Raw genomic sequence first — 11,036 nt, forward strand, 5'->3', positions numbered from 1 at the left:
CATCTTGCGAATGCCTCAGAGGCAATCTGCAACGTACAAAAAGCGGCTATCTCGCTCTTTTCTTCCGGTACATTCGCTCATCGGCAAGAGACATAATATCTTTAAATTTCTGACTGGATCTGAGCGGCATATATCCTACAGAAAGCGATAAAACATGCGTAATCCCTGTCTGCCTCTGCTGTAACTCATCATCTGCTTTCGCATTTATCTGTTCAATAGCCGCATCAATATCAGCACATGATGCTTTTGGAATGAAAGCACAAAATTCATCACCGCCAATGCGTGCAATCAAACTGTCAGATGGCAACACACTGACCATTGCCTGAGCAACAGAAACCACAGCATCATCACCAACAAGGTGACCATATTTGTCATTTATTATTTTCAGATAATCAATATCAGCCAGTAAAAACCAACCTCGAACACCTGCTGCACTTGCTGCATTAAACTGGTCGATAAAACTGCGACGATTAAGAATACCGGTTAAAGGATCAACACTCGCGATACGCGTTAACTCATTGGCTCTGCGAATGGCACTGCGATAAGAAAGTTCCAGTTTTTCCAAACGGGAAAACCAATATAGCCCGATCGGTATTGCGATCAGAAACGGTAGAGTCAATCGGACAATGACCGTTATTATATCAGACTCTGTTCCAGTGATTACTCGAATACCGGTTGAAAATGATATGGAAATGGCCGCTGCGAACACCGCGACTATTGCTGTTCGTTTCAACACAAACTTCGATAACAACCGCCTCGCCTTCCGGGATCATATTAAAAGACTACAATCTGGCTTTTAATGCACGAAGCAGTTTTACCGATGTGATTTTCAGAAACACGTATATTTATGCGCTCAACGGCTGTAATCCACAACTCAACGATAAGGCGGCTGTCAGCATCACAGGTTTTCCCGAAATGAAACTTCTCTCTTCCTCCATCAAAGAAAGAATACTTATCAACTTACCTTACTGAAACAATGTAAAGAATACTGAATAGATTGCAGGCGAAATCACTCTCAATCATTTATGGATTAAAAATAAGATAACTAAAGAATGAAAACATACATCCCTGCAATTTCAATAACTTATATTTATCGCACTATGATCACATTCCATTTGCCAAACTTAATGAGACCACTCACTATAGTGAGTGCACTTGATGGAATATTGTCCAGCCGGCAGCAGTATTGAGGCGAAAAATCTCGCTCTATTGCAAAGCGGCTAATCGCCCGAAGCAGCCTTTATGTATACCCATTTTGACCAGACTTTTACGACCGGCATTTGCGAGCATGATTTCAGCTCACGATATTTCCGGTAAAAGGTTTGGAGTTTCGCGACAACCTCGTGAAAATGTCTCGCCACCGATCAAATATTGAAATCAAAACTATCGGTATCAACCTCGTCACCAAATGCCTTAAGTTGAGAAACAGGATTGAAGCGGAGGCCATATATTTTGCCGCTTGCGTCCCGGCCGCCGCTAATATCGACCGAATATATGCCGGGCTCGACATCAAGCATGTCGTTAACCGATGTCTTCCTATTAAAATTTTCCTTGTAGTTTTTGAAAAATTCATGCTCCCAGCCGAATAAGGAGAATAAATCTGTCGCAATCAGAATCCCAGACTGGATTTTCAATGGAAAGCCGGTATGGACGAAATCCCATTCGATCGCGGATGGAATCCTGCTCAGATCGATGAACCGGTAATCATCCTCATCAATCGGATACATCGGAATGATAGCCCCCTCGGATATAGCAGCATCTCCGATATCCGGCCTTGTTTTGAACAGCTCGAAAACATTCCCGCCCGTGCAATTTGCTCTCTCCAGAAAAGCGCAAAATATGGTTGGGTCGAACAAAACAATCCCACCATCATATTCCATCGATATTTGCATTAAGTGCTTGGGCAACGAGCAGTTCCTGTCAGATTTTTTGTAACGCGAAGCCCGCGCCTGGCATCAAGAGATCGCAGCCACCACCATCTCTCTGATTTTTGCGTCATTCGCAGTCACGTAGCGTGGATATTTTTGTGCCGTCTCCTCGTCTGTCGTCACACCCTGCTCGAAGACGCCTTCGAGTTTGTGCTCATTTTTATAATCTTTCCATGAGAAGAAAACGTCTTTGAACCGTTTATCCGGCTTATAATCGGGATCTTTTGAGATGATATCCCATTGGCCTTCCGATTTTTGATCGAGGAGAATGAAGCTGTTCAGAAGAACGGGCTTAATCAGCCATTCTACAGTGAACGAGGGATCCAATATTGGTTGCGTTGATGTGTAATTGAATATTTCGGCAATCGTGCCCGCCCTTAGCTCAGAAACCAGCCTGCCAAAGGCATATAGTTCATCGGCAACCTTGAATGAGAAGATATCACCGATTGCAGGCTTCACCCGCTTCTGGCGTTTGCCCGTCTTAATTTTGATCTCTTGAACACGAAGCTCGTCGAAGTTACTCAGCACGTCACTATCGGCATTGACCGAAAAAGCCAAGGTCAGCAAATACTCAAGCTCTGCGACCGAAGGCTTCCGCTTCAAATCCTCCTCGTAAGAGCGTGATACCGATCGCAGGAAGCGGCGGGCATCATCCAACACAGTGTCGCCTATTTCCATCTCAGGCGCATCAGTTACCGTCCACCACCCCAAGCCAGGCCTCCTTCTTGTTTTCTGCCCGTCGTATTCATCCCAAGCTTTGCAGATATTGAATAGCACAAATATACCATCTCGCTTTATGGCTTGATGTGCGTAGAGGAAATCCAAATACGCGCTATGCCACGTCGAATGGCTCTGCTTTGAACACAAAGATAATGGTTAGAAAACACCAAAATGAACCAAAGGCACAAGCCTCCAGATTGCACATCTTGTTAAAAATAATCGTTAATTCACTTTGGTCGTCAATAGGCTCCATGTCGGAAAAAATATCTTTGCAACAACAGGGATCAGAAAGGAGCCAAGAATAAAACCGAACACACCATCCGAAAATGCAATCACGAACCAGTTAGCAACATCTGCAAAGGCTTCAGAAACCTTGTTTGATGCCAACAATGCCAGATGTTCAATGAAACCATATGGCTGATGCATCCCCAATTCATGCATTCCGTGAATAAAGATATTGCCCCCGACCCAAAGCATAGCTGCCGTGCCGATTACAGTCAGCAACCACAATAATTTAGGCACAGAGCGAACAGTCCAATGACCAAAGGCACGCGTCCAAGACAATCTGCCTTTTTTGGCTAAGAGCACACCAAAGTCATCAAGCTTAACGATCACAGCAACGACACCATACACAAGCACTGTCACCATAATACCAACCAGGCATAATGTTACTAACTCTATCCATAAAGATCGGGCTTCAATCATTGACAGGGCCAATGTCATAATCTCGGCAGATAATATGAAATCCGTTTTCACCGCACCTGAGACACGGCTTTCTTCAAGTGCTGTAGGATCCTGAGCGTCATCGGCCTCACCATTATCGTGAGAATTCGAGGGAACCAGCTTATGCCAGACTTTTTCAGCACCTTCATAGCAAAGATATGCACCGCCAATCATTAGAAGCCCAGTCACGGCAACCGGAAAATAATAATCCAAAGCCAATAAACCTGGAATGAGGAAGGCTTTATTTCGCAAACTCCCCATAGCTATACGGGCAATCATAGGAAGTTCGCGAGCCGCAGTTATTCCGACAACATAATTTGGCGTTACGGCGGCATCATCAATGATAACACCAAGGGTTTTTGTACCGGCTCGCGTTGCATTGGCAGCAATATCATCGACAGAAGCTGCAGCTACCTTCGCGATTGCAGCCACATCATCTAAAAGTGCCAGCAAACCACTCATATAATTATCTCCAATGGAATAGATAACAGTAGTTCACCGATAAAAATAAACAAGATTAGAAGTTATGAATAAGGAGCATCTTAACGGCGGTTTTAGCGTTTGATGGTTCCTGTAATTATCAATCCAGAAAACAACCAAAAGTAGATTTACTGGGAAATACAAACCAACAGTTGACATGCAGTGGATTACAACCTATATATTCTGTATCGATATTTGCTTGTTTAGCTTTGCTTTCAGCGCACACTATGCGCCTTTGACGAACCTTCCTTTCAAAAAATCGCTATCACTTTCACAGCGTGTAAACGCTGTGGTATTCTATTATTGCTATGAAAGGGTTCATTATGGCCACTGGCACAGTTAAATGGTTTAATTCCACAAAAGGCTTCGGCTTCATTCAGCCTGACGAAGGCAGCGCGGATGTGTTCGTACACATTTCAGCCGTTGAACGCGCTGGCATGCGCGATCTCGCAGAAGGCCAGAAAATCGGTTACGACTTAGAGCGTGATAACCGTTCCGGCAAAATGTCAGCCACCAATCTTCAGGCTGTATAATTTGGTATAGCTCTCCTTTGACCACGGATGTACTGGCACTGTTGAGAACATTACCACGAGAGGTCAGACAATTTGTCTGGCCTTTTTTATTTCCCCCACCACAAGAAATCAGCGCCGCAATGCGAACTGAATAAGTGGTGCGACCTATGTGCTGCCCCCCCTATCACTGATCCTTCACATCAAGATCATATTCAAGGCGATATGAACAATATCTGAGGCCTTACCCTTGCCGTTGACAATCCGGCGCACCTCAACGAAATCCGAATTCTGCAGAGTAATATATTGGTCGAGCTTATGCCGCCCCTTGTTATCACCAGCAAACCAGCTCTGAGCCATACCAGGGATGAGAATTTTTGCTGCATAAACCGGATCGGGCAACAACTCAGGATTACTGACAAAATCGACAGGTAGTTTATCACTGGCCTTCTGGTAGTTCTCTCGTCATGTCAGTTGCACGTACCCCATCCCCACACACGGATACTATTTCTTTGAGTGCAGATCTTTCTCGCCGTCCATTTCGTGTGCCGGCCTCATGGTTCGGACTGTTTCCCAGAACACAGTTGCCAACACATCGGCAGCCTGATTACGTAAGAGGTCATATTTCAGGCAAGTTGAAATGATCCGGTGAGTATCACCAAGATTAAGATTCATTTGAATTTTCCCGTAAGTAATTACAAGAAAGCCCCGCACATCGCGGGGCTGAAATAACATCTCTGAATGTTGCAGAGAACCACTGATAGCTCCGAAGCCGGTAAAACTGTGTTTTACATTTTCACAGCGGAATTCCCGCCATCCACAAACAATCCGGAGCCGGCAACAAAACTGGACATCGGGGATGCAAGAAAAAGAGCCGCTCTGGCGATTTCTTCCGGTTGAGCGATACGTTTCAGAGCATGTAACTTGGCGGCCCACTCTTTCTGCGTCTCATCACCTGCCATAGCAGTATCCGTTCCCCCGACCATCAATGCATTTGCTCTGATACCTTGATCTGCATAGTCTGCCGTTACCCCCTTCACTAACCCCATGAGCCCTGCTTTTGCAGCAGCGTAAGCACTCATACCCGGCAGCCCGACAGATGCTCCAACGAAACTGGATGTAAAAACAATAGAGCCGCCTTTGCGAGCAAGCATAGCGGGTATCTGAGCCCGAGCACCAAGAAAGGCTGATGTCAGTGTTATTGAAATTGTTTCATTCCACTCAGCAAGTGTAACTTCTGAAAGCGGCTTAACAGGGCCGATTATCGCAGCATTGTTAAAGGCAATATCAAGCCCGCCAAACGAGCGCAAAGCTACCTCAACAAGCTCCTCATGAGTATCTTGCGAACTAACATCACCTGCAACAATCTGCGCTTGCCCGCCTCGAGAGTGAATGGTTTCCGCGACCTCTCGAAGAGCCCTTTCTCCACGAGCATTTAATACGACTGAAGCGCCCTCTGCACTAAAAAGCAATGCAGCAGCACGACCAATCCCCGATGAAGCACCGGTAATTATAGCAACTTTATTTTGTAATAGTTCCATTGATTGTCTCCTTTGTGGAAGCCATTCATAGGAACGATAATGATATCCGGACTATGCATTTCTTATTTTTAAATTTCACATTTTTTGGCAATACCGCAGACATGCGTACGATTAAGTAAGGCTTGATCATTCTGCCACGAATTTTCATAATCGAGAGTCAGACCGATACGGCCTTGCAGGCTTTCTCCGCAGTCGAGGCTGACCTCAGTGTCAAACGTATCGGTGAGGACTGGCAACAAACATTACTGAAAATGAAGCTACAGATCTGATGCTTGAAGGAATGTTCGGATGGAAGGACCGCAAAACGTCCCTATACCGGAAGCGCTCAACACCGAAACTGGCAAGACAAACGGTTGCGAAGATTGACTGGAGAGGTTTGGGCAGCATTTCGCCACACCCAAATTCAGAGGAGGAGTGCGCGATAAAAAATGAAAAACAAATAAGCTATTTCAGCTGCTTAAACTGCCAAAGCGTGGCAGTGGGATGCCTCGCCCGAAGAACTAATAAATAACAAAAACAGATTATTACCCCCCCTCACCAATGAGAAGTATCATTGAAATCATTAGTCTTATGCACAAGCCCCCCCTCACTACTGGTCATTACACTAACTCGGAATGACCAGTCTAATACTAAATTTTCAATCTCCGCTTTATGCGTGCGACTAGCACCTTAACCAGTGCTTTAAAGGGCATCATATGGACATTAACATCAGCATCTACATGGGATATATCATCATTAATAAATGAGGATCTTTCCCCCATCAGTTCATGAAAAGAACGTTGATCAAAATTATAATCTTTACGCAACACCTCTAAGGATTCATCATTACTTAAGAGCCCATATAGTTTCTGCAAACCAATTACACGGTAAATACGAGAGAGCGTATGTATCGGTGTAAAATAAATAAATGACTTTTCAATCTCGAAGTGTAAGTCAGATTGTTTATCAGGTCGTTTTATCAAATCGGAAAATGCTTTATAAAACATCTCCTTTGACACATCATCGAAAAATTTATTACCGATCAATGAATGCTCATTCAGAACGCGCATATTATTAGTTAAAGACGGAGCACTTGCATTTCCTTTATTCAAAATACGGAAATTAATAAGCTTTTCATCAGAAACAAAGAAATCAAAATGCTTACACATTTTAATCCATTGATAATAGTCAGGTAACTGTCTTAATGAGTTATCGTAGCCTCCTATTTTATCATATACAGATTTATATATAAGGCTCGAAGGATGACATATACTATTTCCGCTTAAAAAAAATGTTCGCAGCCACTCTTCTTTATTTTTATTCTTAACTTTGAAAACGTTATAATAATCAAAATTACTAGAATTTAATTCAACCTCATCCTCATTAATAAAATTTGCGTTAGAAAAACATGCAGAGTATTGAGGGTTATTAATTAAAAAAGAAACTTGCTTTTCTAATTTATCATGGCACCAAGTATCATCCGAATTAATCAGCGCTATCATTTTACCTTTTGAAAGCTTGATCAATTCGCTATGTACTACAGCCGCTCCACGGTTGATCTTATTTAGATGAACGTGCACCCTTGGATCATTAATAGCACTGAGTATGCTATGCGTATTATCAGTTGAACCATCATCAGATATAATAAATTCAAAGTTCTTGTAGGTTTGATTTAATACACTATCGATGGCCTTCATGACAAACTTGTCATGATTGTATGACGGCATAATTACGGAAACTTCCACCATGTAAGTTTTACCCTCTCTTATTAAAGAAAGTTTGTTTAATTTTTGCAATTCCGAACCAGACAATAGGCGGAGTAATTAAATGAACAACTTTTCTCACAATCGGCGGAATACTCATAATAACTATTAGTCGCATATAGGAGGCACTAAATACTCTCAATATAAATGGCAACCTTAACAGTTTTATATTTTTTCTTAGAACACCTAATTTTTTATATAATAACTTCTGAACATGTGGCTCACAAAATGGAATGTAGGATTCCACATCATCCGCCATTTGTATTTGTTTATTTATATTGGTTAGACCACTCCACTGCCCATTACTATGAACACGATACACACTCATCGGCTCATGCAATACACATAATTGACTGTGCTGTGTCATCAATATATGGAATATCCAATCAAATGCACGTAGGCTAAATATCCCACTAGGTAAGGCTTTTAAAGCTTCAGATCTGTAAACCATTGTTGAAAAATTACCTGGCAAATTGTCATCAACTAACTGATGACAATTTATAGCAGTATACCCATTTATACTATTTATTCGAAGTGAAAACTTACATTCCTGAGTGCTAAAAATATAATAATTTGAACCACACGCAATGAATTCTTTACGTCGCTTTAACAGCCGAATTTGCTTACTAAGCTTGGATATGCTGGTCCAATAATCATCGCCCTCTAAGATAGCAATATATTCACCATCACAAGCAGAAATGCTTCTTCGATAGTTTAATGTAATTCCTAAATTTTTATCTCGTTCTAAGTATTTAATATTTTTGATATTGGAGGTGTTAAAAATTGTTTTAACTTTATCAAAAGTATCATCCGTTGAACAATCATCAGCAACGATAATTTGAATTTTATTGAAATCATAATCCTGCGACAACAATCCATTTATGGCCTGCTCGATATAGGCGGATTGATTATAAGTAATCAAAATAATTGACAACTCAGGCTTACTTACTAATTCCATCAAGAGATAACCACATCCTAAAAGCGACATATTACATTATGTCGCCCAAACCAAATCTTTAAAAATAGCTTAAAGCCATTTAATTATATATTTATGAATTTTGCTTCATTATCTTTGCAATCATTTCGATATGCTCTTCCGATACCCCACTATGAAACGGCAAACATAATACTTGATTTTTTAATATCGAGGCGTTCGGAACATCCAAAATACTAATAATTTTCTCATTTTTATATGGTTCAAAATCTGTGCAAATAGGATGAAAATATTTTCGTGAAAAAATATTTACCTTTTTTAACTCATCGTAAATTTGATCTCTAGAGCGACCGAATTCCTCAGCAATAATACGGATTGGATAATATTGCTCAGATCTTGAAACCCCATCTTGATTTAGTTGAATATGTATCCCTGGTAGATCAGAGAGCAACTCATTATAGCTTTTACGCAATGAACTGCGCTTAAGCATCTCATGGCGATAAATTTCTAAATTAGCCAAGCCAACAGCGGCTTGAAGCTCGTTCATTTTACCATTTAAGCCTATATCGATAACTTCATCCTCATTTTTAATGCCAAAATTACGTAGCATATAAATTTTTTGAGAATCTGTAGCATTTGGAGTGGTAAGCGCCCCTCCCTCTATAGTATTAAAGAGCTTTGTCGCGTGGAAAGAAAACATGGTAGCATCGCCAAAATTACCAATACCCTTCCCATTAACCTCCACACCAAACGCGTGTGCTGCATCATAAATTAATTTCAAGCTATTTTTATTCGCTAGGTTCTCTAAACTTTGTAAATCACAAACATTTCCATATACATGCACACCAAGAATTGCAGAAGTGTTTTGATTAATTGCAGCTTGCACGGAATGTGGATCAAGTGTCCAAGAACGAGCGTCCACATCAACAAACACAGGTTTCAAACCATTCCACGCAATTGAATGTGCGGTTGCCGCGAATGTTAACGGTGTAGTAATCACCTCGCTCCCACGAGGCAAATCGAACATCTTAAGAGCAGCCAAGAGGGCGATTGTACCATTATTGAATAGCTTAACAGTTGGCGCCCCTAATTCTGTTACCAGTCTACGCTCAAGCTGCTCGTGAAGAGGTCCATGATTAGTCACCACTCCGCTCTGCCAAATCTGACTGACCATAGCATGCATATCAACAACATTCGGAAGCAATGGCTTGGCTACATATAATGGTGCGCGATCCATCAAAAATTCCCTTTTCCGCGAATAAACATTTCGCATGCTTGAGTACAAGTATAAGTAGGTATATTATTATTGCGATGCACATCAAATCTTTCAGATGCTGAATCATCAATAAAAATAGCAGAAATTTTACTAATATATTTAGACTTTGCTACACCTGCTGCAACATCTATAATGCTATCAAATAGCCCCAAATAGATATTGTGAACAAGTAACGTTTCCCTAGGATCAATACCGAATACAGCCTTATGCCGTGTGATTAAATGAATTCTCTTATCTTGATTCTTCCAATGATAAAGTAATCCAATCAATGCGGAATTCGTCTTATCAGTAAAAATTAAAGTATCATCTAAATCGACATAAATATCTTGAAAGTCATAACTAACTTCATATGATGGCAATATAGAACAATCACGAACTATATTAACATCGTTCTCGAAAATCATAACATTTAAATTCATTTTATCGTAAATTGCTAATGCCGGTAAATTCACACCTCTAGCGCGCGCAAACCCCATCCCGCCAGAAACCCGAGGGGCAATTTCCAAGAGCGTCAATTGACCATTACGGTTTCTTTTAACCTGAAAAAACCACATTCCGCGAAATGAAATTGCCTTATTTATTAAATTAGCAAAATCTATAAATTCATCTCCGACAACGCGCCGTGAGGAAACGGAAATTCCATTGCTGACGCGAGCACGTTCTCGCGGCCCAACATAGCGCAACTCACCATTTTTATCTGTAAAACAATCAATAGTATATTCCTGCCCTACAAGCAGTTCGCATAAAACATATTTCTCATCAATGTAGGCAAGATCATCCAATGACATAACTTTTTTGGCTCCACGAGAACCCTGACCTTTGTCCGGCTTTACAAACAAAGGTAGATCATCCTGAGTAACCAGATTGGCATCGTAAATTAGAGGAGTCAAAATAACTTCTTTTAATTTCTCATATGTTTGCCGCTTTGATCTTGCCAATAACGAAGTAGCCGCACAACTCCCCACAACCTGTATACCAGGAGGTAAAATACCGTTCTCTTGCCATGCAGGCAACAAAGCCACTAATTCATCATGCGCAGGGACAATGAAATCAATGTCCAATTTCTTAACAAGAGAGACAAACTCCTCTTGAAAATCAATATGATCAAACATTGGCACAACATGCACCATATTTTCATAAGTAAAAGCACTATGATCAGCCACTGAAGTTGCTCCAATCACGT

10 protein-coding genes are annotated in these 11,036 nt (G+C 41.3%); 1 reads left to right on the forward strand and 9 read right to left on the reverse strand.

The annotated features are described in order from the left end of the window. Window positions 1-46: 46 nt before the first annotated feature. The 4 genes from HBA93_RS16320 to HBA93_RS16335 form a co-directional block, all read right to left on the reverse strand. Window positions 47-733: a GGDEF domain-containing protein gene (locus HBA93_RS16320; protein ID WP_286201994.1), complete on the reverse strand. Its 687-nt coding sequence runs from the start codon at window positions 731-733 to the stop codon at window positions 47-49. Between the two features lie 631 nt (window positions 734-1,364). After that, window positions 1,365-1,880, reverse strand: a complete 516-nt coding sequence (locus HBA93_RS16325; RefSeq protein ID WP_221723955.1) for a hypothetical protein — start codon at window positions 1,878-1,880, stop codon at window positions 1,365-1,367. Between the two features lie 75 nt (window positions 1,881-1,955). After that, complete coding sequence (locus tag HBA93_RS16330; protein ID WP_221723956.1) at window positions 1,956-2,639, reverse strand: Imm26 family immunity protein; 684 nt, start codon at window positions 2,637-2,639, stop codon at window positions 1,956-1,958. 231 nt (window positions 2,640-2,870) lie between these two features. Continuing rightward, the gene (locus tag HBA93_RS16335) at window positions 2,871-3,833 is read right to left on the reverse strand and encodes a DUF808 domain-containing protein (RefSeq protein WP_221723957.1); all 963 of its coding nucleotides are present in this window, start codon (window positions 3,831-3,833) and stop codon (window positions 2,871-2,873) included. A gap of 326 nt (window positions 3,834-4,159) precedes the next feature. Between HBA93_RS16335 and HBA93_RS16340 the strand changes: the two genes are divergently transcribed. After that, a complete protein-coding gene (locus tag HBA93_RS16340) occupies window positions 4,160-4,384 on the forward strand; it encodes a cold-shock protein (protein ID WP_121992450.1) in 225 nt (74 codons plus the stop codon). Window positions 4,385-5,148: 764 nt separating this feature from the next. On the opposite strand, the gene HBA93_RS16345 is transcribed toward HBA93_RS16340, so the two are convergent. From HBA93_RS16345 to HBA93_RS16365, 5 genes are all read right to left on the reverse strand, one after another. Then, a complete protein-coding gene (locus HBA93_RS16345) occupies window positions 5,149-5,901 on the reverse strand; it encodes an SDR family oxidoreductase (protein ID WP_221723958.1) in 753 nt (250 codons plus the stop codon). 629 nt (window positions 5,902-6,530) lie between these two features. After that, complete coding sequence (locus HBA93_RS16350; RefSeq protein WP_221723959.1) at window positions 6,531-7,628, reverse strand: glycosyltransferase; 1,098 nt, start codon at window positions 7,626-7,628, stop codon at window positions 6,531-6,533. 7 nt (window positions 7,629-7,635) lie between these two features. After that, window positions 7,636-8,601, reverse strand: coding sequence for a glycosyltransferase (locus HBA93_RS16355; protein WP_286201995.1), 966 nt, complete (start codon window positions 8,599-8,601; stop codon window positions 7,636-7,638). Between the two features lie 91 nt (window positions 8,602-8,692). Beyond that, complete coding sequence (locus HBA93_RS16360) at window positions 8,693-9,814, reverse strand: DegT/DnrJ/EryC1/StrS family aminotransferase (protein WP_221723961.1); 1,122 nt, start codon at window positions 9,812-9,814, stop codon at window positions 8,693-8,695. After that, window positions 9,814-11,036 (reverse strand): ATP-grasp domain-containing protein (locus HBA93_RS16365; RefSeq protein WP_221723962.1); only part of this gene is annotated, 1,223 nt, incomplete at its 5' end. The genes HBA93_RS16360 and HBA93_RS16365, both read right to left, overlap by 1 nt.

Source organism: Ochrobactrum sp. SFR4, assembly GCF_019730395.1.
Classification (GTDB): Bacteria; Pseudomonadota; Alphaproteobacteria; order Rhizobiales; family Rhizobiaceae; genus Pseudochrobactrum.

Bases quoted from the DNA above. Each gene is read 5' to 3' on its own strand.
- HBA93_RS16360 (WP_221723961.1), bottom strand. From the start codon at position 9,814: ATGGATCGCGCACCATTATATGTAGCCAAGCCATTGCTTCCGAATGTT.
- HBA93_RS16355 (WP_286201995.1), bottom strand. From the start codon at position 8,601: ATGGAATTAGTAAGTAAGCCTGAGTTGTCAATTATTTTGATTACTTAT.
- HBA93_RS16350 (WP_221723959.1), bottom strand. From the start codon at position 7,628: ATGGTGGAAGTTTCCGTAATTATGCCGTCATACAATCATGACAAGTTT.
- HBA93_RS16335 (WP_221723957.1), bottom strand. From the start codon at position 3,833: ATGAGTGGTTTGCTGGCACTTTTAGATGATGTGGCTGCAATCGCGAAG.
- HBA93_RS16325 (WP_221723955.1), bottom strand. From the start codon at position 1,880: ATGGAATATGATGGTGGGATTGTTTTGTTCGACCCAACCATATTTTGC.
- HBA93_RS16345 (WP_221723958.1), bottom strand. From the start codon at position 5,901: ATGGAACTATTACAAAATAAAGTTGCTATAATTACCGGTGCTTCATCG.
- HBA93_RS16340 (WP_121992450.1), top strand. From the start codon at position 4,160: ATGAAAGGGTTCATTATGGCCACTGGCACAGTTAAATGGTTTAATTCC.